We start from the raw sequence: 23,093 nt of genomic DNA, 5'->3' as shown, positions 1-23,093 counted from the left end.
GCTCACTCTAAGAAAAACAGTTTGTTGCTGATGACCTTTAAAGAGCTTGTGGCCAGTTTCAATCAAAAAGAAACGACCTGGGAAGATCTTTGTCTTGAAATCAGGTGTGAGAGCTGTTTTGCCTCGGTTTTTGATGAAGTTAACGAGCAAATGGGCTCTGCTAGCGATCTGCTTGCCCAGCTGGCCGATGAATTTCCCAATCATTACAAGAGTTATGCCAAGGAGAGAGGCCTCGATCAGCCTTGACGAAGAGGTGTGAGAGAGGCAGTAGGTCGTGACACCACCCACCAAATCAAGCAACCACGCCCGAAGAGGTCTCCCTCTCACATCCCAACCATAGATCTGGCTCGAGCTTCGGTCAGCCCCGTCTTCAGTGAGAGTCTGCCAAGTTCGCTTTTGCTGCCTTCAGGGCTTCTTCGCAAGCCGCTCGGTCTTCGTTGTCGATGTCACCCTGACTGCCGTTCAACCGTGCCTCCAGGAACGCGATCTCATCAATCCAATAGGTCTTGTCTTTGCCTTGTTGATCAGTCACGCGTCGGGAAAGGATCCAGTCCATCGCATCCTTCATAGAGGAAAGCTGCCCTAGCGGCTGGCCCCCCTGTTTGGTTTGGTCATGATTTTGGGCTGGAGCGCTTCGAGGACGCAGACTGGGTTGATCTGAATGAGGAGCACTTCGCCATCGACGATTTGTTTCCAGTCACCCCCATGACCGCCCTGGTCATCGATGCCGATGGGCGTTTGACCTACATGGGGGAGGACGGGTGTCGTCGTCAGATTGTTGGTGATCTTGAGCTCCTGGACCGTCTGCGTCAGCTGCAAGCGAAGGGCTGGGCTGATCGTGATGGCGATGGCGGTTTGCAGTCGTAGGTGGTCTCGACAGATCTCTCAAGATCAGCGCAAGGCTTCATCTTCTTTTGGTCCTGAATTGAGTCTTTTGACCGATGGGCTGTTTTGCTCTCTTTCCTTATTACGAGGCAAGCCATCTTGAAGTCATGGACACAATGTTTTTCGTTGGCGTGAACGCGGGCCTGCTGATTCTGCTGATTTTTGGTCTCGTTTCAGCCCAAGCCAAGATCAAGGCTGGCCGTAAAGAGATCATCTGAGTCACGCGTTGCTCCAGGTGACTCGTTATTGATCAGCTTGCACTGATCAATATGCGCAGCACGCACTGCTGGCCAGAGCAACAAAAAACCGCCCTTTGTGGGACGGCTTAAAGACCAGCTGAGGGACCGGTTTCTGATTGGTCGAGGAGCAAGCCTTGAGAGTCAGGGCTCTAATTCCATTCCGGTGGATAGAGCCGTGTCCTAGTTGCGCTCAGGTCGGAGGTGTCCTCAACGAGGTGCTTCCTGGTCGCAGACTCTGTAGTACTCATCGCCTTGTGGAGCTGTGGTGAGTTTGGTGGCTCTCATGTCATTTATCCCTGCTAACTCAATCAATAGGAAGCAGGGCGTGGCCTGACTGAGTCATACCTAACGATCGCGCCTGGCTGAAGTAACGCTTTCTTAGGCCGTTGCTTTGACAACGAAAGTCATGACTAGGACTGCAATCGCGACGGTGCCGCTGAAGTAGGCAACGTTCGTGTGGAGTCCTTTCATGCAGCTTGTGTGGGTCGGATCAGTCTGCAGGTTTTTCTCTGGCCAATGGCTAAGGCTTAATGCCTAAATCTCCGCGAAAGAGAAGGGTCGCCTGTCCTGATGGGGAGACGACCTGCCCCGAGAGGTTGCATCAGTAGTAATTGAGGAGATTCACTTCTCCACCGCCAGTAAGGCGGGGCGATGCTCCACTGTGGAGAGGAACTTTGGTCCGAGGACCCAGCGAGAGAACTCAACAACGAGATCTCGGAACTTCAAGCCCGAGTCGCCTTCCCCCACCATTGGAGCAGCGGAGAGCATGAGCAGCACATCGAAAAGCTCCGTCAGCTCACCTACGAAAAAAGCCGTCTGACCGACCGATCAGGCGCCCCTTCTATGGAGTGAACTCATCACTGAAGAACTCTCCTACAAGTCTGTTGGTGCCTGGCTTGCCAATGAGTCACAGCAGCTTTACTACCAATTCACCGCTCATCAGGATGGCTCTCAAGGCGAGTCGATCGTCATGCGCAGCTTCCATTGGCGACCACCTGACGACCCGATCCCTCAGGGGAGTCAACTGATGACACGACAGGAGGCGCTGGAGAAATGGAATGCACTCAAGTCAATGGGTTGGAGGAGATGCGCCGGTCCACTGCGATAGGGCACTTAACGAGTTAGCCCAGTCCGTATCAGCAGTTGGCAACTGGAGCAAAACCAGCGTTAGTCCAGAGTGCTGTCATGAAACAGCCGAACACTCAGCGACTCCGGGCTCTGCGGCTGTCTGCACTCGCGAGGGACAACAAGGTTGTCAATGCCATTCGCACCTCGATCACTCGGGCCCCTGATGCTCTGGTTAAAGAGTTGATGGATGTTCATGGATGGCCCGCGCATGAAGCCCTCTGCGCAGTTCAGCAGCTTCAGCAAGATGTCCTCAATGACACGGCTGAACAGGCAACGGCGTGAAAGAAATCGTTGGCGACGGCCAAGATTGGGTTGGGTGATTGGAGTCCGTGGTTAGCGCTTGTCCTCGTTTGAAGTGAGGGCTCACTTGCATGCGATGCACTCCAGTTTCGTATGCCTACGTTGCGACCGTCGTCCTTTTGAGGGACGTGGGATTTGAAGGCGTAGACAAGACAGACCGCTTCATCATTGCCGCGAGGAGACGTGCCGAAGCTGCATTGCATGAGACATCTCCAGCGAGGTGAACGCCCCTGCGAGAACAGCAAGGCGTTGTAAAGAACTGCCGATCTGCTCGCAAAGAGGAAGGCCGCCCCTCCCGATGGAGAGACGGCCTAGCTCGCTCGTTTATGCATTGCAGTCGACCTAATCAGTGAAGCTGTATCCGTGAAGCGAAGTGCTTATCGAAGGACAGTGAACTGAAAGAGAAAGGTCGAAGCGTCTGGCTAGTGGCAACCCTGGGGCCATTTTGTCCAGGTGTGAAGCAGGACTCCTACGGGGCACCTAGACGGACGGTGCAGAGGAGTGTCGACTGATCAGACGCACATCAGTGTCGTCACAGACGAGGCGCTCACGGTTGGGTTGAAAAGTTGGAGCAGGGGCCAGAAAAGTCAGGCTGCTTCTGCGGTTTGCTCAGGTGGAGTGTCGGCCGTCATGGGCTCCTCCGATCTCGATGCACACACTCTCGGCAGCCGTGGAGCACCCGGCAATCAGCTGTCGTGCTCATTGCCTTCTGGGGCGAATCGGCCGATTGTGGGAATGGCGTGCAAAGCCCGCACCAGATCCGGGCTAGCGAAGCGGGGAAGCCGCCAGATTCCAATCCATGCCGAGCAAGGTGCTCGCCACCAATCCCCTGTGGAGTTGGACCAAGCTTGAAGTGAGCACACAAAACCACATGCTCTGTAATCGCAGCAAAGAGTTCTGACTGATACACCTTGACCAGATTTGGGCCAAGCCATGGGCGACCTGACCAAGGAGCAGGAACAAGCCATCGCGCGGTCAACGATGTATCTGGTCGCAGCACTACTCACCATCCTGATGGTGTTCATCGCCGGACTGTTCCTTTCTGCGGAACTCGACCAGCAAGCCCTGCAGAAAGCCGCAACAGCACAGCAGCTCGCACATCAACCGGAGATCGCTCCTCAAGCCCAGCGGCCATGGACTCCGTGGAGAAGGCACGCTGATCAGGAAACCTAGAGATTCAGCGGTAAAAACCAACCCTCACCGCTAAGTCGAGCCCCAGCCCGCTTTGGGGACCTCTGTTGGGCCGAATGACCAGTGAGGATGGGACTCCAGTCGTCTGGGACTGCCGTTGTCTTGCGTCTCATCCTTGCCGCCCCTGCGTTTGGCTGTGGTCGGCCATGTCGAGTGGGTGGAATTTCTGGCGGTGGATCAGTTGCCCCATCCCGGGACCATTGGCCACGCCCTGCGAACCTTGCAGGAACCTGCTGGTGGTGGTGCCGTCGTTGCTGTGCAGATGGCACGGTTGCAGCAGCAACCTGTCCATTTCTTTACGGCCTTAGGCCGCGATTCGGTCGGCGAAGCCTGCGTCAAGCGGCTTGAAGACCTGGGCCTTGTGGTTCATGTCGCCTGGAGAGATGCATCAACCCGGCGTGGCATCAGCTTGGTTGATGGGGAGGGGGACCGAGCAATCACCGTGATCGGCGAGCGGCTGACGCCATCACTGGACGATGCGTTGCCCTGGGAGGCCCTCGGCGACTGCGACGGTCTCTTCGTTACTGCAGCTGATGTTCCTTTATTGAAAGCCTGTCGCGCTGCTGCAGTCCTGGCCGCGACTCCGCGGGTGCGTTTGCCTGTGCTTCAAGAGGCCAAGGTTTCCCTCGATGCCCTGATTGGCAGTGGCCTTGATCCCGGTGAGCGGGTGGAGCCGGAGCAGTTGAACCCAGCTCCCCACATGCTGATTCGCACGGAAGGTGCCGCAGGTGGTTTCAGTCTTCCGGGCGGGCGCTATGACCCTTCACCCCTCCCGGGGCCATTGGTAGAAAGCTATGGCTGCGGTGACAGCTTTGCGGCGGGGGTGGTCACCGGACTCGCTGCGCGTTGGACCTTGGCGAAAGCCATCGCCTTGGGTGCCCAATGTGGTGCCGCCTGTGCGACGCGCTTTGGACCCTATGGCTAGATCATTAGAAAACTGACGGGTTTGAACGTCAAATTCCAGGAGGCCCTTGCGCACGGCAGGAGTTCCAGCCCGCTGAGATGCTTGTAACCATCTGCGTCTATGGCGTTTATCTGGCAGAAGAAGATGAGTTGGACTCCTGAAGCTGGCCAGGGGGGCAGATGTTCCTGGCGAACAAGGCTTCTCTCTCTTAAAACCGGTGGGCTAACCAAGCAACGTGCATGAATTCCAAAATTGAAAAGGGCCTGATCGGAGCCGCTGTACTTGGAGCTCTTTTTTTGCTGGCACCTATGGCCAAGCAATCCAAGGAGTTTGTGAACTGCGTCAAGAACTCTGAGAAAGCGATCGTCAAGCTGACTGGAGTTGAGTTCCTCGACAAAGATGGCAAGCCCGGCTTCCTAGAGCGCCCTGTTGCTGTCCATTACTGCAACGGTGGCGACATCACCAACTTCCTGACCTTGTCACACATGACCCATGGCGTTCCGGCAGAGTGAAGAACGCATAATTCTTTTGCTCTAACCAATTCGGTAGTTCAGAACAGATATGGCCTCCGACTACCAAGCGGGGGCTTTTTGAATGCAACTAACCCACCCGAAAGGGCTGGCTATTTTGTTCCCGCAGGCTTCTGATCCTTGCGGACCATTTTGGGGATGCTGCTGATGAAATACTCCAAAACTCTCAGAGAAGCCTCAGAACAAATCCGATGAATGCCATTTAACTGGCTGGGCTGCGAGGCAACACACAGCACCAGACCCAGGAGCCCTTCTCTTCCCTCCTGGGTTTTTTATTGGTTGAGCAATGGGAGGAACACTCAAGCCAATCACGTCTGACCCATGATCCGCTCCACTCGAGTGGATGAAGGAGATGGGCTGGGCTTCTGGGGATGGCTAAGCCGCTATGTCCTGATCGACATAGTCCAGAAAATGAATCACTTTTCTCTCCTTCTTCTCTTGCAAAGCTTCTTTGGCAAGAGTCAGGAGCTGGTTCTCTCTCGCTTTGATGGCAGTTCTCCACCTTTTGGGTTTGGGATTAGTCACATGGAAGGGGGCTGAGAGAGGAGAAGTCCTGAACGGCACATGTCTTTTCAAGCCGCAAGACGCTACTGGGCACATCTAAAAACCTCCCAGATGCGTGATAGTTGTTGATGCAGGTTCGCTAGGATACCGTTTATGTGTATCAATCTGAACTCGTCATTGGCCTGCGCGAGCTAGAAAATTGCCTCAAATGAGAAAAAAATTTGTCGGCCATTGCTGAATAAACCTTGTCTGCTGTCTTCCAACTGTCAGGGGGGGAGAGAAGTCGTGCGCAAAAAGGATTGCGGTTAGGTGGCTATAGGCACGTTTTGCGCGCAAGAGCTCATCAGCAATAAAAAACCGCCCCTTGAGGGACGGCTCTGATACCAGCTGGGGACTGGTTTCTGATCGCATCGGGGAGACAGGATTCGAACCTGCGGCATCTTGCTCCCAAAGCAAGCGCGCTACCAAACTGCGCCACTCCCCGGCGCACTTAGAGATTAGCGGTCAGCGTGCAGCTGTTCAGCGAGGTTGACGCCGCTGCGGATCGCTCCCTCTGCTCTGCCAAAGCCAGGCCCTTCGATCCAGTCACCACAGAACCCCACTGCGCTGGTGGGGCACCACTGCAGCTCCTTCGGCAGAGGGTGGTCGAGGGGCCGAGAAGCGCCCCAGCGCATCACCCCCAACGGCGTCGCTTGGTCCAACGCAGCTGAAACAACCGGCAGGCCTTGCAGCAACTCGGGCAACAGCTCCACCAGACGTTGGTGCTCCTGAGCCAGCAGGCGACCCTGGCTTTCGGGCGTGATCGCTTCCCCGGTATCCAAGCCATGCACCACCAGCCCCCAGCGAGCATCGCTTTGCGGCTGCAGCACGAGGCGTTCCACCTTCCAGCGCTCTTTGGCAGCGTCTTTCAACCAGATCTGAGCCGGAAGCTGTTCACCGTTGAGCGCGAGCACGCCCAGGTCCACCATCAAGTTCCAGCGCACCTCGGCTTGGCTGTGTTGCAGCAGGCTCAGTGCCGCATCGAGGCCGACGTCTTCCCCCTCTTCAACGGCTGAGCGCAGGGGGACGTCGTTCCAGGCCAGCATCTTCAGCGAGCGGGGATGGGCCAGCAAGGTTCCACTGAGCACAAGGCGCTTGGCCTTGAGGCACCAGCTTCGATCCTCGTTTTTCAGCAGCCAATGATCCTGGCGTCGCTCCAACCAGCGCACGCGGGTCTCGAATTGACGACTCAGTTGCATGGAGCCAGGAGCATCGAGCAGCACCTCGCAGATGCTGGCCATGCAGGGAATCCCATGCCACCAGCCCCCGTCTGGACAGGCTTCAGGGCAGTTGGCTGGCGATAAACCTGCTTGGGCGTCGAGCGCAAGCACAGCTCGCTCGTCACGCTGAAGAACACCCGCGAAGCGCAACGGCGCTAGCAGTGCCTCCATGCTCTCCGGAATGGAATCACTGAGGGCAAAGCCCGGTGCTCCATGGTTAAGCAGCCAGCCGCCTTGTTCGCGTCTTCTGCGGGTGGCCGCACGGCCACCTGGTCCCCGGCCGGCCTCTATCAAGGCGATGTTGAGCTCAGATCCCAGCTGCTGGAGTCGGCCAATCAGGCTGCAACCAGACAGCCCCGCACCAATAACGGCTAGATCAACCTCAGTCACAAGCGCTGAAGTCTCCGCCGTCGATCACATCCAGTAGCGCTCTGCGGCGACTCGAGAAAACAAACCACCCAGCAATGCCAGAAGAATCGTGACGCCAAAGAACGCGAAATACGCCATCTGAACTGTTGGCTTGATCAGAGATTCACGGCTTTCTAACAGCCGCAGGGGTGTCGGCTCGCTTGAGTTACGAGACGAAATCAAAGCGCTGGTATGGGTCGCCTGAGATTCGAACTCAGGACCAGCCGGTTAAAAGCCGGATGCTCTACCGCTGAGCTAGCGACCCGTGCCCGCTTGGGCATGCCATTTCGGCACCAAATGAGGTTATCACTCAGGTCGCCGGGGAGACTGGTGGCTTCTGAACCATGGCCATGACTGGCTCTAAGCCCTGGCCCGATCCCCAAATCGATGCTGCCGCCTGGGTTGCTGAATCCGCCGTCGTGATCGGCAATGTGCGGATGGCAGCAGGCAGCAGCCTCTGGCCCACAGCTGTTGCGCGCGGCGATCTCGAGCAGATCAGCATCGGAGCGGGCAGCAATGTTCAAGACGGTGCCGTGCTCCATGGCGATCCGGAGCAACCGGTGCGACTCGGTGCCGACGTCACCGTTGGCCATCGGGCCGTGATCCACGGCGCCACGCTCGAGGATGGATGCCTGGTGGGGATTGGCGCCATCGTTCTCAATGGCGTCACCGTCGGTGCCGGCGCCTTGGTGGCTGCTGGTTCTGTTGTCACCAAGGATGTGCCTCCCGGAACCTTGGTGATGGGCACGCCTGCGGTGGTGAAGCGGGAGTTGTCTCCTGAGGCGATTGCTGAACAGCGCTGCCATGCTCGGCGCTACGCGCAATTGGCGGCATCCCACGCCCAGATCAGGCCTTGAACGCAACCGCCTGATTGCTGCGAATTCGATCAGCTTTCAGAGAAGGTCGTGGGATCAACGGAGAAGTCCGTAAGATCGGCGACACAGATTTCCGTTTTCAAGAATGGTCCGAGTTGCCATCGGTCTGGTCCTCATCCTTGTGATCGTCGGTTACTCGGCCTTCAGCGTGATTACCACAGGCCAAGTTCTGGGTATTGACGCCCGCCTGTTCCTGGTGGTTGCCCCGATCCTGGCCGCTGTCAGCTGGGCTGCTTTCAACATCGGCCGTGCGGCTGTGGGCCAGCTTCAGCTGATGCTCAAGCGCAGCCGCGCCTGATCCAGGCAAGCGAGATTCGTAGGCTGAAGGCTGCTTGATGCAGCCGGTTGTCTCAATCCCCCCATGTCACCGTTCTTGGTGCCGGTCTGGCCGGCACTGAGGCTGCTTGGCAGATCGCCCGTGCAGGGGTTGCGGTCACCCTGGTGGAGATGCGTCCGATTCGACGCTCCCCGGCTCACCACAGCAGTGATTTTGCTGAACTGGTGTGCAGCAATAGTTTCGGTGCCCTGAGCAGTGACCGTGCTGCGGGCTTGCTGCAGGAGGAGCTACGCCGGCTCGGCTCGTTGGTGATCGGCACGGCTGACACCCATGCTGTTCCAGCAGGTGGTGCATTGGCGGTTGATCGCGGTCGCTACAGCGCTGCCCTCACCGAAGCCCTCGACCAGCATCCCCTGGTCACGATTGAACGGCGCGAGCAGCAGGCCCTGCCGCCGCAGGATGCGATCACCGTTCTGGCGACGGGGCCGCTCACGAGTGAACCGTTGGCAGAGGATCTACGCCAGTTCACCGGTCGTGCCGACTGCCATTTCTTCGATGCGGCCAGCCCGATTGTGCATGGCGAGAGCATCGATCTTTCGGTGGCCTTCCGCGCCAGCCGTTACGACAAGGGCGATGCGGATTACATCAATTGTCCGATGGACAAGGAGCAGTACCTGGCGTTCCGTCAGGCCCTGCTGGAGGCTGAACAGGCTGAACTCAAAGACTTCGACAAGAATGACGCCACCTTCTTTGAAGGCTGCCTGCCGATCGAGGAGTTGGCGCGTCGTGGCGAAGACACCATGCGTTACGGCCCCCTGAAGCCGATCGGGCTCTGGGATCCCCGTTGGGGTGATGTGAATGATCGCGATGTGCGCCGGGCCAAGCGCGCTTATGCCGTGGTGCAGCTGCGGCAGGAAGACAAGGACGGTCGCCTCTGGAATCTGGTGGGTTTCCAGACGAACCTCAAATGGGGTGAGCAGAAGCGAGTTCTGCAGATGATTCCAGGGCTGGGTCAGGCGGAATTCGTGCGCTTTGGGGTGATGCACCGCAACACCTTTCTCGAATCGCCACAGCTGCTGCAGCCCACCCTGCAGTTCCGCCAGCGCCCAAACCTCCTGGCGGCAGGCCAGATCACCGGCACCGAGGGCTATGCCGCCGCCGTGGCCGGTGGCTGGTTGGCCGGCACCAATGCGGCCCGTTTGGCCCGTGGCCTGGAGCCCATTGATCTGCCGGCCACCTGCATGAGTGGAGCCCTCACCCATTTCGTCAGCGAGGCACCAACGGCCAAGTTCCAGCCGATGCCCCCTAATTTCGGTCTCTTGCCAAATTTGCCGGAACGCATTCGCGACAAACGGGCCCGCTATGGCGCCTACCGCGATCGTGCACTCCAAGATCTGGAGCCGATGCGCGCCCTCCAACCCGAGACCGTGACGGCATGAACAACCCTGCGGAGGCTCGCCGGATCGAACAGCGCTCCTTGCGCTTCGGGGTCGGAGCCAACGCAGTGATGGCATTGGCTGGTTTTTCCGCCCATGTGCTCACCGGATCTTCGGCCCTTCTCTTGGATGGCCTTTATTCCGCCGTGTTAGTGGGCTCGTCTTTGATTGCCAGTCGCATCAGCTGCAATGTGGTGCGGCCGCCGGATCGAGCCTGGCCCTACGGCTACGAAGGCCAGGAAACTTTGTATGTGCTGTTTCGCTCCCTGGTGCTGCTCGGGGTGATCGGCTTTGGCGTCGGCAGCGCCTGCTCCACCTTGATCGACTGGTGGCGGGGGAACAGCATCGCGGCGCTGCATCTGGAGCCGGTGGCGCTCTACACCGCTTTGATGACAGCGCTCTGCGGCCTGCTGGCCTGGCGGCACCGCCGCGATTGGCGCCGCACGGGGCGGGTGTCGCTGCTGCTGCTCACAGAGGCCCGCAATGCCCGGATTGATGCCGTGATCACCCTGGCTACTGGCCTGGCCCTGTTGGCGTCTCCCCTATTGCTGGCAACGCCTTTGTCTGCCCTGGCGCCGATCACCGATGCCCTGCTGGTGCTGGCGGTGAGCCTGGCCTTGCTGCGCGAACCGCTGGCGGCCCTGCGGGATGCCATGGCCCAGGCCGCCGGTTGTGCTGCCGACCCGGATGTGCTGCAGCGCACACGGCTGGTGTTGATGCAGGAGCTGGTGGGGCTTCAGCTGCAGATGATGGACTTCACGGTGCAGCAGCTGGGCCGCACGGCCTTTGTCGTGGTTTACATCAATCCGCTGCAGCCTTTGGAAAGTCGGGTGATTGATGGGCTGCGCCATCACATCGATGCCCGCTGCAGTGCCGAACTTGCACGTCCCGTGCGCTCTGAGGTGATCCTCACGGTGATGCCCCCGATTCACCGCCAGGATCAAAGGCCGCAGACGGCCCCTTAGCGTCACCCCCAAAGAAGCGATGCCATGAGCGAGAACCAGCAGTGGGATGCCGTTGTGATCGGTTCCGGCATCGGTGGTTTGGTCACCGCCAGCCAGTTGGCGGCCAAGGGAGCCAAGACCCTCGTCTTGGAGCGGTATCTGATCCCTGGCGGTAGTGGCGGTGCCTTCAAGCGCGAGGGCTACACCTTCGATGTGGGGGCCTCGATGATCTTTGGCTTCGGCAAGAAGGGTTTCACCAACCTGCTCACCAGGGCCTTGGCCGATGTGGGGGAGCACTGCGACACCATCCCCGACCGAGCCCAGCTTGAGTACCACATGCCCGGTGGGCTGCGCATCGCGGTGGATCGTGACTACGAGCAGTTCATCGCCGACCTCACGGCGCGGTTTCCCCATGAGGCTGAGGGGATCCGCCGCTTCTACGACACCTGCTGGCAGGTGTTCAACTGCCTCGATGCCATGCCGCTTCTCTCGCTGGAGGATCCGGCCTACCTCACCAAGGTGTTCTTCAAAGCACCTCTGGCCTGCCTGGGGCTGGCGCGCTGGTTGCCCTTCAATGTCGGTGCGGTTGCCCGCCAGCACATCAAGGATGAGCAGCTGCTCAAGTTCATTGACATCGAGTGCTTCTGCTGGTCGGTGATGCCGGCGGATCGAACCCCGATGATCAACGCAGGCATGGTGTTTTCCGATCGGCATGCGGGAGGGATCAACTACCCCAAGGGAGGCGTCGGCGTGATTGCCGAAAAACTGGTGCAGGGATTGGAACGCCATGGCGGCGCCATTCGCTACAAGGCCCGGGTCACCGAGGTGTTGATCGAGAACGATCAGGCGGTTGGTGTGAAGCTGGCCGATGGCGAGGTCATCCGTGCCAAGCGTGTGATCTCCAATGCCACCCGCTGGGACACCTTTTCGGGAGTGGCTCACGAGCAGCACCGCTCTGGCCAAGCCCTGGTGGATGCCGCCCACACCCCTGGCAAGGAGCAGTTCTGGCGAAAGCGTTATGTGCCATCTCCTTCGTTCCTTTCGCTGCATCTGGGGGTTCGGGCTGACCTGATTCCGGCCGGCACCCACTGCCATCACCTCCTGCTCGAAGACTGGAACCGGATGGAGGACGAGCAGGGGGTGATCTTCGTGTCGATGCCCTCGCTGCTGGATCCGGATTTGGCGCCGGCTGGGCATCACATCGTCCACACCTTCACGCCGTCATCGATGGAGGCGTGGCAAGGACTGACCCCCAGCCAGTACCGCGAGAAAAAGGAGGCGGATGCGGCACGGTTGATCCAGCGCCTGGAGGCGATCCTGCCGGGCCTCGCCGATGCCATCACCCACAAGGAGATCGGCACGCCACGCAGCCACCGGCGTTTTCTGGGTCGCTTTCAGGGCAGCTACGGCCCGATCCCTGCGATGCAGCTCCCGGGTCTGCTGCCGATGCCGTTCAACCGCACCGGTCTGAAGAACCTGTACTGCGTGGGTGACTCCTGTTTCCCCGGCCAGGGCCTCAACGCCGTTGCCTTCAGTGGGTTTGCCTGTGCCCATCGGGTTGGTGCTGACCTCGGCCTGAACCCTTGGGCACTGCCAGCCTGATCTTCTGCCTAGCGTGATTTGAAGTAGGAGTTGGGATGCCGCCTGAGTTTCAGCCGTCTTCGGAAGATCTGGCCCGCTACCTCGAGCAGAGGGGTGAGCTGACCAAGCCTTGGAATCTCCAAATGCTCCGGCTTAAAAAGCTCAAGGAAGCCAAGGACTCGATGGATCCTCAGCTGTATCTCGAGAAGGTGCAGGAGGCCCATGCCGATCTGATGCGTCTTGGCCAGTTCTGGAAAGGCCGTGAACAGCAGGTGTTTGGTGGCACTTACCAACCGTCTGAACTGATTGAACCGTTGCCGGGTTCTCCGGACGACCGATGACCGGCATCGAACGCTTCGGCCTTTCTCCGTTGATCCGCTTCACCCTGCTCAGCCTGTACGGAGCCTTGGTGTTGCCCTTGCCGTTATTGGCTCCTGCGGAGTCGCGTTGGCTGATGGTGGCCGGGCTGCTGCTGGGCCTGCTGTTGGTGATCGGTCTGTTGAGTGAACGGGTGGAGACCGATGCCGAGGGAATTCAGGTGCGTTACCCCGCCTGGATCAGTTGGTTGCTGCGGCGCGGCTGGACCATGCGTTGGCAGAACATTCGGGCCTTGGTTCCCGTTGGCACCAGTCAGGGCGGAACGGTGTACTACGTGAAGGCAGCCGATCTACGCCACCAGCTCTTGCCGCAACGCATTGAGCGCTTCGATCGATTTCTGGAGCTTCTTGCGGCGAACACAAGTGTCTCGACCAAGGGCATCGGGCGTCTGACGCCGCCCTGGACCTATCAACTGTTGGCAGGATTGGCCGTTGTGATGATTGCCGGCGAGTTGCTGATGTCTCTGGCGCTGGCTCAGGGATGGATCAGTTTGCCAGCGGGGTATCCAGGCTGATCAGAGCTGTATTTGCAAACAGAAAACCCCGCCAGTGCTGACGGGGTGGTGTGTGTGAGGTTTGGTCGGGAGATAGGTGGCTGCAATCAGGACACACTTCTTTCCCTTTCGGGTCTTGTATGGCTTTCAGCCTGTCTCAAAGACGCCCTTTGGCAGGTATCAGGCTTCCCGACGCAATCTTTCAGGCATCAGCAATCCACTTGCATGCGACACAAGTGATTGGAGTCCAGATAGCAACGGCTATTGCGATGGTGAGCATTGGCAGCATGGTGTTCTCCTCTCTGAACACACCATCTCAGTTCCTGTCTGAGAACAACTCCCCCATTTGAGTGATGTTTTTCCCAGGCCAGATCCCCCATTTCAGGGATGCCGTCCCAAGATTCCCTCCCAATCTGGACGTGAAATGGTTTTTTGCGTCAGACCGGTATTGCTGCTTCGATTTCCCAGCCGTCGTTGAGTAGCTCTTCGGCCCTTTGGCAAGCGTCTTCAGACGCAACATCGATGAGGAGAAATCTCTCTCCTTGGTTGCAATACAGCCTGGTCAATCCGATCACGGCGGGGGCTCCCGGGTGTCGACAGAGCCATCTTGACCGGCTTGCGCTGATCAAGCAATGAAGATGGTCCTTCGAACAACTCTTGATTTTGTCCAGATGTTTGGCGTTGCCATCTGTCGTTCAGGCGTTGGAATCGATCCAGTTGCTCCGATGGGATGACAACCGAACTCACCAACCTCCCCTGCGGGACGGTTCAGCTCAAAGTCTGCTCGAATCACCTTTGTGAATTGGGGTGGGTGTCGTCACACCATCTGGTCCCGCCCAAAGAAGAGCAACTGAAGCAGGCCCTTCGTCACCACAAGACAAATTAAGGCCTCTTCAAAGGGCTCGAGGCAATGGGTTGGTTCGGGGTGGAGTTGATTGGCACCAACCCCAAAATTCCAGTCTGTGACTGGAATTAATTCACTTGCCTTAACTGGCTGGCAGGTTGTCGAGGCTGAAGCGGTAGCCCCGCTGACGCACGGTGGTGATACCACCGCCCTCGCCAAGACCGGCCTGCTCCAACTTGCGGCGCAGAGTCAGCACCTGGGTGTCCACGGAACGGGGCCCACCGCTGAAGGGAGGCCAGGCCATCCGCAGCAGTTCCTGACGGCTGCGGACAAGTCCGGGCGGCATCAACAAGGCACAAAGCAGCGCAAATTCGCGGGGGCTGAGCTCCACCGGCTGATCCCGCAGCGTCACCTGGCGCAGCAGCAGATGAACCTCCAGCGGACCAACGGTGACCCGTTCCTGCAGGCCGCTGTGGCCCCGCTTCAGCAGGGTGCGGCATCGAGCAGCCAATTCCTCGAGGCCAAAGGGCTTGCGCAGTACATCGTCGGCACCGTCATCCAGTAGGCCCACCACCGGCTCTGCACCGGCACGTGCCGTGAGCACAATCACGGGGCAACGCAGCTGCTCAGCCAACCGCAGGGCAGAGCTGCGCTCCAGCAGTTCTGCACTCACCAGCAGATCCGGTGACTGTTCTTGACAAACCTCCAATGCTTCGGCGGCACTGGCCACTGCAGCGGTGAGATGACCGTCCTGCCGCAGCCGTTGCACCAGCACCGTGCGAAGGGTGGGGTGTGGCTCGACCACCAGCACCCGCGAAGGTTCCTGACCGGTGTTTGCGCTTGGCATCACCACCGGATCGCTGCTGGCAGCAGATGCTTCCGCCTTGAGGTCGTGGGGAGTGGAGGTCACTGGATCGGCCGAGGCGCGCCTACGCTAAGCCGAAATTCCTGGCAGGCTGGTAGCAGGGGCTGCTGTTGCATCTCATGACATCACTCGACGACCCTGAATCCATCCGTCATTTCCAGTCGCTCTGCGATGCCTGCCAGGAGCTGACCACGAGATATCACACCCCTTCGGAGTTGCGGTTGTATTCCGACGGTTACCTTCATGCGTTGCGAAAGTCAGGATCGCTTGATCCCCGCTCTCAGCATCGCCTCGAGCAATTGATCGATCGCTGGATCATGGATCCCTCCAGCTTTATTGGCCCTGACGGGGATGTGAGCACTTTGTACATGCGTCATCCCCAGGGTTATTGAGTTAGCTGGCGAGTGCGATTTCCAGCTTTTCGCGAAGTTCTCCGGAGTTGTACATCTCGATCAGGATGTCTGATCCGCCCATGAATTCACCTTTGACATACACCTGCGGAATGGTGGGCCAGCTGGAAAACTCCTTGATTCCCTGACGGATTTCAGGATCGGAAAGCACGTCGAATGTCTCGAATGCCACACCGAGGGAGTGCAGGATTTGCACCACATTGTTTGAGAATCCGCACTGGGGCATCAGCTTGGAGCCCTTCATGAACACGAAGATTGGGCTGGAAGCGACCAGCGTTTCGATGCGAGCTTTGGTGGAGGGATCCATCGTTGAGCGTGGGTAAAGCGTTAAGCGGACGCAGCGTCCGAGGGGGTTGAGGTGTTGAGGGCGAGGGCATGAATCGCCTCGCTGGCCAATTCCTGCTGCAGCGCGCTGTACACCATTTGATGTTGACGGATGCGTGAAAGGCCAGCAAAGGCGGACGACACCACTGTCACCTGGAGGTGATCACCGCCACCGGTGAGGTCTTCAACGGTGACGTTGGCGTCGGGAATGACCTGTTGGATCGCTGCTTCAACGGCATCCGGCTGCACCATGGCGGTGGTTGCGCGAGGGGGTACTGGCTCAGATGTTGACAGACCGGCTCATTGGCCGACTGCTGATGCGCCCCGGAATTCAGTTTCAACGAAGCCCAGCTCCAGCAGGCTCTGATAGGCCTTTTGTCCCTGGGGTTTGGCGGGTGTCATCAGCTTGACCACCTCGACAAGCACTGGAACAGCCACTTCGGGCTGGTTCTGACGGCGGAACAGGGCGGCCAGTCGGAGGTTGGTTTCCGCCAACAGTTCCAGAGCTTCACGGCCCTTGGTGTCCATCTCACGAGGAATCCGAGCATCCAGCCCGCGGAAGGCACCACTCAGGTCGCGGTAGAAGGCCAACAGTTGCTTGGAGGCTTTGCGGGCTTTGTCGTAATCGGCCCGTGCCTCGGCCAGATCTCCCCGGCTGGCGGCTGCATCCCCTGCGGCAAGCATCGAACGGACGGCCGCTGGATTGAATCCACCCTGGGTCTGAGCCAGAACACGGTTCTCGGCTGATGTTTGGGCGATGCCAGGAGCGGCGGTGACGCCCAGGGTTGCCACCAGTGCAGCAGTCGTCAGCAATGCGCGACAACCCATGAGACCAGAAGAAAACGTGGGCGGACTTTAGAAGCTTTGTAGGGGTCGGCCAACGGCAGCACGGGCCGCTTGTTCAGCCGTATGCATCGCAGCAGCAAGTTGGCTGTTGAACTGCCGCGTCGCCTCGCGATCTCCCTTGGCTGGCACGGTGAGCGGTGCTCCGAAACAGAGGGCTGCCCGGCTGAAAGGCCGTGGTGGGGCCTGGCTGTAGCCCAAGCCAACGGGAACCACAGGAACGGAAACGCCGCGGCTCTGGGCCAGTTGGGCCAGACGCACCAGGCCGGGCCGCAGCGCAATCGCTTCGTCCTGCCGGTGGATCCTGCCTTCGGGGAACATCACCACCTGTTGTCCGCCGGCTAACAGGTCGATGGCAAGACGAAGAGTGGTCATCGAGGGTCGTCCCTGGTCCACAGGGAAGCAGCCCAGCCGTTGCAGAAACCAGCCCTGCAGTCCCCGCATTTCGGTGGTGGTCACCATGAAGCGGCAGTCGCGACCACTGACCCGCCGGCCGGCGGCCATCGGCAGCATCAGGGCATCCCAGCGGGCGCGGTGCGTCGGTGCCAACAGCACCGGTCCCTGATGGGGGAGATGCTCCGGATTCAGCACCAGCCGCTCACGAAATTGAAACCGCAGCGCCAGATCCTGGGTGGTGAACATCGCCAGGGGGGCCCAGAAGCTGTCGATTCCGACTCGCAGGCTGTTTTCTCGTGTCGCCAGGGCCGCTTGCAACGGGCTGATCGAATTCGGTGCCTGAGAACCTAAATCCCCTAGGCAAAGCTGCATAGGATCCGGCCAACGACTGCCCCGTCATGGCCAGCCTCGGCGTCAATATCGACCACATCGCCAACATCCGTGAAGCTCGGCGAACCGTTGAGCCGGACCCGGTGTCGATGGCACTCCTGGCTGAACTCGGTGGGGCCGATGGGATCACCGTGCACCTGAGGGAAGACCGGCGTCACATCCAGGATCGGGATGTGGAGTTGCTGCGCCAAACCGTGCGCTCCCGCCTAAACCTTGAAATGGCGGCCACCGAGGAGATGGTGGCGATTGCGCTGCGGATCAAGCCCGACATGGTCACCCTGGTGCCGGAACGGCGCGAGGAGGTCACCACGGAGGGGGGCCTGGATGTGGCTGCACAAGAAGCCTCCCTGGAGTCCATGGTGCAAACCCTTCAGGCCGCCAAGATTCCGGTGAGCCTGTTTGTGGATCCGGAGGCCACCCAGCTCCAAGCCTGCAAAAACACGGGGGCCTGCTGGGTGGAATTGCACACGGGTCGCTACGCCGATGCCGACTGGAGCACCCAGCCCCAGGAGCTGGCGCGGTTGCAAGAGGGCACAGCCATCGCCCGTCAGCTCGGTCTGCGGGTCAATGCCGGCCATGGCCTCACCTATCAGAACGTCGAGCCCATCGCGGCCATTCCTGGGATGGAGGAACTCAACATCGGTCACACGATCGTGGCCCGCTCTGTCGCCGTCGGACTGCAACAGGCTGTGCGGGATATGAAGGTCTTGGTTCAGAATCCCCGCCTTGATCCCCTTTTCGGACAGGCGCCCGGATGACCAAATATCACTTCGTTGCAGCCAGCGAGCGCTTCCTCACCGTGGAGGAGCCGCTGGAGGAAGTGCTGCGGGAGCGCCAACGCAACTACGCCGAAACCGGCAAGACCATTGATTTCTGGTTGGTGAAGCAACCAGCTTTCCTGTCTTCTCCTGAGCTGGCTGAGCTGAAGGAGAGCATTCCCCAGCCAGCTGCCGCTGTGGTGTCCACCGATCCCACCTTCATCACCTTCCTCAAACTGCGTCTTGAGTACGTGGTTGTGGGGTCCTTTGAAGCACCGTCCGCGGGGATTCCCGATGCTCTTGCCGGTGCCGTCTGATGAATCCCAGTTCCCTACCCGTTCAGCAGCGCATCGCACTTCTGGTGCAGGCTCTCGATGGTGCGCAGAAAACCAACAAGGCGTTGGCTACCTGTGCCGACGGGGACGCGATGGTGGACATCCTTCTGGGGGCTTCGGCCAAACTTGGGCTGGGGCTGACTCGTCGGGATCTCACAGAAACGCCGCCGATTCGCGATTGGATCTGGTTCAAGAACAACGATCCCCTGGTCACCGTCGGTGATGCCAAGGCCCGCTATCGCCGCGAAACCCCCGATAAGCCCAAGCCAGACCCGAGCCAACCCAAGGAACGCAAACGCTTTCTCGGTTTGTTCTGATCTGCATTACGGAGTATTGGCGGTGCCTGGCTGAGCATCAGAATTGATGCATCTCCAGGTTGTTGCTTTGAACCTGCGCAGCCGCCGGCATTGGGTGATTGGAGATGTGCATGGCTGTTACCAGCCCCTATGCCATCTGCTCGCCAGCCTGCCGCCGAACGACCATCTGGTCTTCTGCGGGGATGTGATCAACCGTGGCGAGGCCATCCCCGCCACGCTGAATCTGGTCTGGGATCTGATCCAGACCGGTCGTGCCACGTGGCTGCGCGGGAACCATGAGCAAGACCTCATTGAGGCTCTTGAATCCCAGGACGGCTTGAGTGAACACGCCACCTACGGCCAGTTGGGCGACAGCCGCGCACACCAGTGGCTGCCGCGCCTGCAACAGCTTCCGCTCATCTATCGCGGTGACGGTTGGTGCGCCACCCATGCCGGGTTCAACACCGAGGGCCAGCCGGATCTGTCGATTCGCGATCCGTTCTGGGAGGCCTATGACGGTCGTTTTGGCCTGGTTGTTGTGGGGCACACGCCACGTCCCCAGGTGGAACGGCTTGGCTCCATCGTTTTGATTGACACCGGGGCGGTTTATGGGGGCTATCTGTCGGCTTACTGCCCTGAAACAGATGCGGTCGTGCAGGTGCAGGGGGCCGCAACCGACACCAGTTTTCCCCGTCCTTCGGACCTCAATCGGCGGCTGTCGGTGCTGGCTGGAGAGGTAGGCCCTTGCTGAGGGTTTACCGAAGCAACAGGGCTGAATTTCTGGCTCGCTTGCTCTCCCGTCAGTTGATCGAGCAGCAGCCGGGGCCCCTGGAGACGGTGGAGGTGATGGTTAACACCTGGCCCACCAGTCGATGGTTGGGGGAACAGCTGGCCACAGCCAATGGCATCAGTTCCCTGGTGCGGTTCCCCTTCCCGGGCAGTCGCCTGCGGCAGCTCGTGCGGCAGGTGCTGCATCTCCCCGCGCAGGAAGACGATCCATGGCGGGCGGGCCAGCTGGTGTGGGCTGTGCTCGAGCTGCTGCCGGAGCTGTTGGATCAGCCCGTCGCCCAGCCGCTTCAGGCCTGGCTGGCCCAGCGTGAAGGAACCTCCTCGGGGTTGACACGGGATCGCTGGCAGTTGGCGCGCTCCATCGCCGATGCCATGGACGATTACGCCCTCTACCGCCCCGATCAACTGGAGCAGTGGAAACGGACGCGACCTGAAGACGACTGGCAGCCCGTGCTCTGGCGACTGCTGGCCCAACGGCTGCCCCGAGCTCCCTTCGGTCTGCAGGTGCGTGAGGCCGTCGATCGTCTCCGGCGAGGAGACGTTGATCCGGACCTGCTGCCGCAGCGGCTGCGGCTGTTCGGCATCAGTGCTCTGGCGCCGGTGCAGGTGGATCTAATTCAGGCCTTGTCAGGCCTGTTGGAGGTGGAGATCTACCTGCTGACCCCGTGTCCGGATCTCTGGCAGCGCTGCGGCAGTCGGCGCGCTTCGCTCAGGGATGACTGGCTGGTCCCGCCCGATGGGGGCTGGTTGGCGGAGGCACCGCGTTTGGAGGCTGTCCTTGGCCGGATGGGCGCTGAATTTCAGCAGTTGCTGGAGGGCTCCGGTGAAGTGCAGCTGGGGGAGCGACGTGAGGGTGATCTGTTTGCAGGTTCACTGCAGATCGCCGCGGCGGAAGAGCGCCAGCCCACCCTGCTCGATCAGCTTCAGCAGCAGCTGGTGGATGCGGAGAGCATCTCTGAGCTGAATCGTTCCTCAGGCGATCAGTCGCTGCTGTTTCAGGCGGCACCGGGGCCTTGGAGGGAGGTGCAATTGGTGCGTGATCGCATCCTGCAGTGGCTGGCGGCCGATCCCGATCTCGCGCCACGCGACGTGCTGGTGATGACACCGCAGATTGAGCGCTATGCACCGTTGCTCAGCTCCGTGTTCAACGACACGGCGGCCATCGGTCTTGATTTGCCCTGGCGTCTAACCGATCGCAGTCAGCAGAGCAGTCCGGGGTTGTCGATGGCGATGTTCACGCTGCTGGAGCTGGCTGCTACACGCTTCACCGCCACGGGGCTGGAACGTCTCCTGGCCAACCCGGCTCTGCAGGGCCAGCAGGGACTGACGGCGGAGGAGGCGGTGCTGATCACCCAAACGCTGCAACGCAGCGGTTTTCGCTGGGGGTTGGATGCCCGTGAGCGGGGCGGGGACGAGATGCACAGCCTGCGTTGGTGTCTCGACCGTTGGCTGCTGGGGCTGGTGCTGCCGGTGGAGCCGGGCCTGGCTCCGGCAGGGGCGGCACCGTTCCAACAGGAGCTGGACCCTGATCGTCTGGTGCGTTGGTGGACGCTGCTGGATCGTCTGGCCTGCATGCTTGACCGGCTGCGACAGCCCCGGCCGTGCCATGGCTGGGTGCAGGTGCTGCAGTCTCTGTTGCAGGAGCTGTTTGCTGGGGGCGGGGCCTGGGCCGATGAGGCGCAGAGCTGGGCGGCGGCGCTGGAGGAGTGGCGGCTGCGGGCCCATGGCTGCCCCCTGGATCTCGACGCTGCCGTGGCCTTGGAGGTGCTGCAGGAGGCCTTGTCGGTGGACAGCGGCCGCTTTGGGCACCGCAGTGGCGCACTCACCATCAGTGCCCTGGAGCCGATGCGGGCGATTCCCCACAAGGTGGTGGTCTTGATGGGCCTCGACAGCGCCGACTTCCCGCGCCCAAGCCGCCGCCCTGGCTTTCATCTGCTCGAGCAGCAACGGCGACTGGGGGATCCCCGCAGCAGCGATCAGGACCGCTACGTGCTGCTGGAGGCCTTGATGTCGGCACGCCGTCATCTGCTGATCAGCTGGTGCGGGCGGCTGGAGCGCACCGGTGAGCCCCAGCCACCTGCTGCGCCGGTTGAACAGTGGCTTGCCGTGCTGCAGGAGCAGTTGCAACGGGCCGGCGCGTCCATGGAGGGGTTGTTGATCACGCCGGCGGCCAACCCTCTCTCCCGTGAGAATTTCCAGCCCAACGCACCGCTCAGCTGTGATCGGCGCCAGCTGGACGCCCGGCGCTGCCTGGATCGTGCTCCGGCATCGGCCCAGGATGCCCAAGGGCTGGCCTGGGCATCGCTCTGGCAGGAGGACACGATCGATGACGAGGCCGAGGGACGTGATGGAGACGATCTAGCCCTGGATCCTGAAGCGTTGCTGGCCTGGATGCAGCAGCCCCAGAAGGCCTGGTTGCAGGCGCGGGGGTTGCGGCCTGGGGAAGGCATTGAGGCAGTGGAGGATCTTGAGACGCTCGAGTTGGATGGTCTGCAGCGCTATCTGCTGCTCAACCACGAGCTTGAGGAGCAATTCATTGTTGGATCGGCGCCTGATTGGACGGCGTCGCTGGCGGGCCAGGGTGTGTTGCCGGCGGGGGCTGGCGCGGCCCTTGAGCAGGAGGAACTGCAGCGGCGTTGGCAGGCCCTGCAACGGCAGCTGGCATCGCTCGGTCCCTGCCGGCGGGAGGTGCCTGTGCTCGGCGGCCTGCCGATGCCCCTGCTTTACGCCGGTGACACCCAGGTGGTGGTGCAGCCCGGCATGCTTACTGCCGCGGCGGTGATGCGCGGCTGGTTACAGCACCTGTTGCTGTGCGCCGAAGGATTGGCTCCAGGCGCCGGTTCAGCTGTGGTGGCGCGCAGCACCCGGGTGGCCGGCGCCGAGGTGCACTTGCGCTGGACGGCCTTGCCGACGGTTGAAGCCGAAGACCAGTTGCAGCAGCTGGTGCGGCTGGCGCAGCAGGGGCTGGAGCGCTGCTGGCCGGTCCCCCCGAAGAGCGGCTGGCAGATGGTGGTCAAAGACCGGCGCAAACCGGGGACCGGGGAGCAGGACTTCCGCAAGACCTGGCAAGACGAAGGGGCGACACCGGTGATGCAGCTCTGCTTCGGTGCGGAGATCGCTGCGGAGCAACTGATGGATCAGGCCGGATTCCAGGAGGCGTGTCAGCTGCTGTACGGCCCCCTTCTGGCGCAGCTGCGTTAGTCGAACAACTCGTCCAGCATTTCGCGCATGCGTTCGTTGGAAATCACCGCGGGCTCGCCTGCCTGACGGCGAAAGAAGTAGGCCCGATGTTCTTGGTTGATGCTTTCAACAGCGGCTGCCTTTCGCACCAGCAGCTGGGCCAATTTCTGACGACGTTCGTGGGACACAACAGGCCGGTGGCTTCCCACAACGTGTTGGCCTGATGGCACGGCAACATCGCAAGCCCCTGTTCTCTCAAGGGTTGGGTTGCATCCGTTCACAAGCCCACAAAAAAGCGAGGGTTCTTCAGGCCCTCGCTCAGGTCGTCTTC

The 23,093-nt window shown here is 60.4% G+C and carries 30 protein-coding genes and 2 tRNA genes; 21 read left to right on the top strand and 11 right to left on the bottom strand.

What is annotated here, in order from left to right:
• Positions 1-30 precede the first annotated feature (30 nt).
• Positions 31-246, top strand: coding sequence for a hypothetical protein (locus tag FZZ90_RS02725; protein WP_226424447.1), 216 nt, complete (start codon positions 31-33; stop codon positions 244-246).
• Positions 247-370: 124 nt separating this feature from the next.
• Here the strand turns inward: FZZ90_RS02725 and FZZ90_RS02720 are convergent, their stop codons facing one another.
• Entirely contained in the window at positions 371-532 is a 162-nt protein-coding gene (locus FZZ90_RS02720) for a hypothetical protein (protein WP_226424220.1), read from the bottom strand.
• Between the two features lie 173 nt (positions 533-705).
• Between FZZ90_RS02720 and FZZ90_RS02715 the strand changes: the two genes are divergently transcribed.
• Positions 706-867 carry a hypothetical protein gene (locus tag FZZ90_RS02715; protein ID WP_226424219.1) on the top strand — a complete coding sequence of 54 codons (162 nt, stop codon included), beginning with the start codon at positions 706-708 and terminating at the stop codon, positions 865-867.
• Positions 868-941: 74 nt separating this feature from the next.
• Positions 942-1,103: a hypothetical protein gene (locus FZZ90_RS02710; protein WP_226424218.1), complete on the top strand. Its 162-nt coding sequence runs from the start codon at positions 942-944 to the stop codon at positions 1,101-1,103.
• A gap of 642 nt (positions 1,104-1,745) precedes the next feature.
• On the opposite strand, the gene FZZ90_RS02705 is transcribed toward FZZ90_RS02710, so the two are convergent.
• Positions 1,746-1,901, bottom strand: coding sequence for a hypothetical protein (locus FZZ90_RS02705; RefSeq protein ID WP_226424217.1), 156 nt, complete (start codon positions 1,899-1,901; stop codon positions 1,746-1,748).
• Positions 1,902-1,980: 79 nt separating this feature from the next.
• Here FZZ90_RS02705 and FZZ90_RS02700 point away from each other — a divergent pair, with 79 nt between their 5' ends.
• From FZZ90_RS02700 to FZZ90_RS02680, 5 genes are all read left to right on the top strand, one after another.
• Positions 1,981-2,232: a DUF1651 domain-containing protein gene (locus FZZ90_RS02700; RefSeq protein WP_226424446.1), complete on the top strand. Its 252-nt coding sequence runs from the start codon at positions 1,981-1,983 to the stop codon at positions 2,230-2,232.
• Positions 2,233-3,485: 1,253 nt separating this feature from the next.
• Complete coding sequence (locus FZZ90_RS02695; RefSeq protein ID WP_226424216.1) at positions 3,486-3,725, top strand: hypothetical protein; 240 nt, start codon at positions 3,486-3,488, stop codon at positions 3,723-3,725.
• A 142-nt stretch (positions 3,726-3,867) separates the two neighbouring features.
• Complete coding sequence (locus FZZ90_RS02690; RefSeq protein ID WP_226424445.1) at positions 3,868-4,668, top strand: PfkB family carbohydrate kinase; 801 nt, start codon at positions 3,868-3,870, stop codon at positions 4,666-4,668.
• A gap of 218 nt (positions 4,669-4,886) precedes the next feature.
• Complete coding sequence (locus FZZ90_RS02685) at positions 4,887-5,159, top strand: hypothetical protein (protein ID WP_226424215.1); 273 nt, start codon at positions 4,887-4,889, stop codon at positions 5,157-5,159.
• Between the two features lie 339 nt (positions 5,160-5,498).
• Positions 5,499-5,717 (top strand): hypothetical protein, encoded by a 219-nt coding sequence (locus tag FZZ90_RS02680; protein WP_226424214.1) that lies wholly within the window; start codon positions 5,499-5,501, stop codon positions 5,715-5,717.
• A 374-nt stretch (positions 5,718-6,091) separates the two neighbouring features.
• Here FZZ90_RS02680 and FZZ90_RS02675 read toward each other — a convergent pair.
• The 3 genes from FZZ90_RS02675 to FZZ90_RS02665 form a co-directional block, all read right to left on the bottom strand.
• Positions 6,092-6,165: transfer RNA gene (locus FZZ90_RS02675), tRNA-Pro, on the bottom strand.
• Positions 6,166-6,178: 13 nt separating this feature from the next.
• Complete coding sequence (locus FZZ90_RS02670; protein ID WP_226424213.1) at positions 6,179-7,330, bottom strand: NAD(P)-binding protein; 1,152 nt, start codon at positions 7,328-7,330, stop codon at positions 6,179-6,181.
• Between the two features lie 211 nt (positions 7,331-7,541).
• A tRNA-Lys gene (locus tag FZZ90_RS02665) sits at positions 7,542-7,613 on the bottom strand.
• A 79-nt stretch (positions 7,614-7,692) separates the two neighbouring features.
• Here FZZ90_RS02665 and FZZ90_RS02660 point away from each other — a divergent pair.
• The 7 genes from FZZ90_RS02660 (at position 7,693) to FZZ90_RS02630 (ending at position 13,353) form a co-directional block, all read left to right on the top strand.
• On the top strand, positions 7,693-8,205 hold the full coding sequence (locus FZZ90_RS02660) for a gamma carbonic anhydrase family protein (protein ID WP_370631013.1): 513 nt from the start codon (positions 7,693-7,695) through the stop codon (positions 8,203-8,205).
• Between the two features lie 193 nt (positions 8,206-8,398).
• On the top strand, positions 8,399-8,521 hold the full coding sequence (locus tag FZZ90_RS02655) for a photosystem II protein Y (RefSeq protein ID WP_025362202.1): 123 nt from the start codon (positions 8,399-8,401) through the stop codon (positions 8,519-8,521).
• A 47-nt stretch (positions 8,522-8,568) separates the two neighbouring features.
• On the top strand, positions 8,569-9,939 hold the full coding sequence (gene trmFO / locus FZZ90_RS02650) for an FADH(2)-oxidizing methylenetetrahydrofolate--tRNA-(uracil(54)-C(5))-methyltransferase TrmFO (protein WP_226424211.1): 1,371 nt from the start codon (positions 8,569-8,571) through the stop codon (positions 9,937-9,939).
• Positions 9,936-10,901: a cation transporter gene (locus tag FZZ90_RS02645; protein WP_226424210.1), complete on the top strand. Its 966-nt coding sequence runs from the start codon at positions 9,936-9,938 to the stop codon at positions 10,899-10,901. The genes trmFO and FZZ90_RS02645 overlap by 4 nt, the downstream gene beginning before the upstream one ends.
• 24 nt (positions 10,902-10,925) lie before the next feature.
• Positions 10,926-12,482, top strand: a complete 1,557-nt coding sequence (crtH, locus tag FZZ90_RS02640) for a carotenoid isomerase (protein ID WP_226424209.1) — start codon at positions 10,926-10,928, stop codon at positions 12,480-12,482.
• Between the two features lie 35 nt (positions 12,483-12,517).
• Positions 12,518-12,802, top strand: a complete 285-nt coding sequence (locus FZZ90_RS02635) for a hypothetical protein (protein ID WP_226424208.1) — start codon at positions 12,518-12,520, stop codon at positions 12,800-12,802.
• The gene (locus FZZ90_RS02630) at positions 12,799-13,353 is read left to right on the top strand and encodes a hypothetical protein (protein ID WP_226424207.1); all 555 of its coding nucleotides are present in this window, start codon (positions 12,799-12,801) and stop codon (positions 13,351-13,353) included. The genes FZZ90_RS02635 and FZZ90_RS02630 overlap by 4 nt, the downstream gene beginning before the upstream one ends.
• Positions 13,354-14,318: 965 nt before the next feature.
• On the opposite strand, the gene FZZ90_RS02625 is transcribed toward FZZ90_RS02630, so the two are convergent.
• Positions 14,319-15,086, bottom strand: a complete 768-nt coding sequence (locus FZZ90_RS02625; protein WP_226424206.1) for a response regulator transcription factor — start codon at positions 15,084-15,086, stop codon at positions 14,319-14,321.
• Positions 15,087-15,160: 74 nt separating this feature from the next.
• On the opposite strand from FZZ90_RS02625, the gene FZZ90_RS02620 reads away from it, so the two are divergent.
• Positions 15,161-15,433 (top strand): DUF6761 family protein, encoded by a 273-nt coding sequence (locus FZZ90_RS02620; protein WP_226424205.1) that lies wholly within the window; start codon positions 15,161-15,163, stop codon positions 15,431-15,433.
• A 1-nt stretch (position 15,434) separates the two neighbouring features.
• Here the strand turns inward: FZZ90_RS02620 and grxD are convergent, their stop codons facing one another.
• Genes grxD through FZZ90_RS02600 form a run of 4 tightly spaced genes read right to left on the bottom strand, consistent with a single transcriptional unit; the run spans position 15,435 to position 17,386 of the window.
• Positions 15,435-15,758: a Grx4 family monothiol glutaredoxin gene (gene grxD, locus FZZ90_RS02615; RefSeq protein ID WP_226424204.1), complete on the bottom strand. Its 324-nt coding sequence runs from the start codon at positions 15,756-15,758 to the stop codon at positions 15,435-15,437.
• Positions 15,759-15,778: 20 nt separating this feature from the next.
• Positions 15,779-16,027 (bottom strand): BolA family protein, encoded by a 249-nt coding sequence (locus FZZ90_RS02610; RefSeq protein WP_226424203.1) that lies wholly within the window; start codon positions 16,025-16,027, stop codon positions 15,779-15,781.
• Between the two features lie 48 nt (positions 16,028-16,075).
• Positions 16,076-16,603 (bottom strand): hypothetical protein, encoded by a 528-nt coding sequence (locus tag FZZ90_RS02605; protein WP_226424202.1) that lies wholly within the window; start codon positions 16,601-16,603, stop codon positions 16,076-16,078.
• A 27-nt stretch (positions 16,604-16,630) separates the two neighbouring features.
• Complete coding sequence (locus tag FZZ90_RS02600) at positions 16,631-17,386, bottom strand: 1-acyl-sn-glycerol-3-phosphate acyltransferase (RefSeq protein ID WP_226424201.1); 756 nt, start codon at positions 17,384-17,386, stop codon at positions 16,631-16,633.
• Between the two features lie 26 nt (positions 17,387-17,412).
• Here FZZ90_RS02600 and FZZ90_RS02595 point away from each other — a divergent pair, with 26 nt between their 5' ends.
• Genes FZZ90_RS02595 through FZZ90_RS02575 form a run of 5 tightly spaced genes read left to right on the top strand, consistent with a single transcriptional unit; the run spans position 17,413 to position 22,783 of the window.
• Positions 17,413-18,162: a pyridoxine 5'-phosphate synthase gene (locus FZZ90_RS02595; RefSeq protein ID WP_226424200.1), complete on the top strand. Its 750-nt coding sequence runs from the start codon at positions 17,413-17,415 to the stop codon at positions 18,160-18,162.
• Positions 18,159-18,479: an MgPME-cyclase complex family protein gene (locus tag FZZ90_RS02590; RefSeq protein WP_226424199.1), complete on the top strand. Its 321-nt coding sequence runs from the start codon at positions 18,159-18,161 to the stop codon at positions 18,477-18,479. The genes FZZ90_RS02595 and FZZ90_RS02590 overlap by 4 nt, the downstream gene beginning before the upstream one ends.
• Positions 18,479-18,814: a hypothetical protein gene (locus tag FZZ90_RS02585; RefSeq protein WP_226424198.1), complete on the top strand. Its 336-nt coding sequence runs from the start codon at positions 18,479-18,481 to the stop codon at positions 18,812-18,814. Before FZZ90_RS02590 ends, FZZ90_RS02585 begins: the two co-directional genes overlap by 1 nt.
• A 46-nt stretch (positions 18,815-18,860) precedes the next feature.
• Positions 18,861-19,544: a metallophosphoesterase gene (locus tag FZZ90_RS02580; RefSeq protein WP_226424197.1), complete on the top strand. Its 684-nt coding sequence runs from the start codon at positions 18,861-18,863 to the stop codon at positions 19,542-19,544.
• Positions 19,538-22,783, top strand: coding sequence for an exodeoxyribonuclease V subunit gamma (locus tag FZZ90_RS02575; RefSeq protein WP_226424196.1), 3,246 nt, complete (start codon positions 19,538-19,540; stop codon positions 22,781-22,783). The genes FZZ90_RS02580 and FZZ90_RS02575 overlap by 7 nt, the downstream gene beginning before the upstream one ends.
• Here the strand turns inward: FZZ90_RS02575 and FZZ90_RS02570 are convergent.
• Positions 22,780-22,926: a hypothetical protein gene (locus FZZ90_RS02570; protein WP_226424195.1), complete on the bottom strand. Its 147-nt coding sequence runs from the start codon at positions 22,924-22,926 to the stop codon at positions 22,780-22,782. The genes FZZ90_RS02575 and FZZ90_RS02570 overlap by 4 nt on opposite strands.
• Positions 22,927-23,093: the final 167 nt, after the last annotated feature.

It is taken from the genome of Synechococcus sp. MU1617 (assembly GCF_020514235.1).
Lineage (GTDB): Bacteria > Cyanobacteriota > Cyanobacteriia > PCC-6307 > Cyanobiaceae > Parasynechococcus.
Note: the sequence above shows the minus strand (reverse complement) of the source record. Positions and strands in the feature narration are given on the sequence as shown.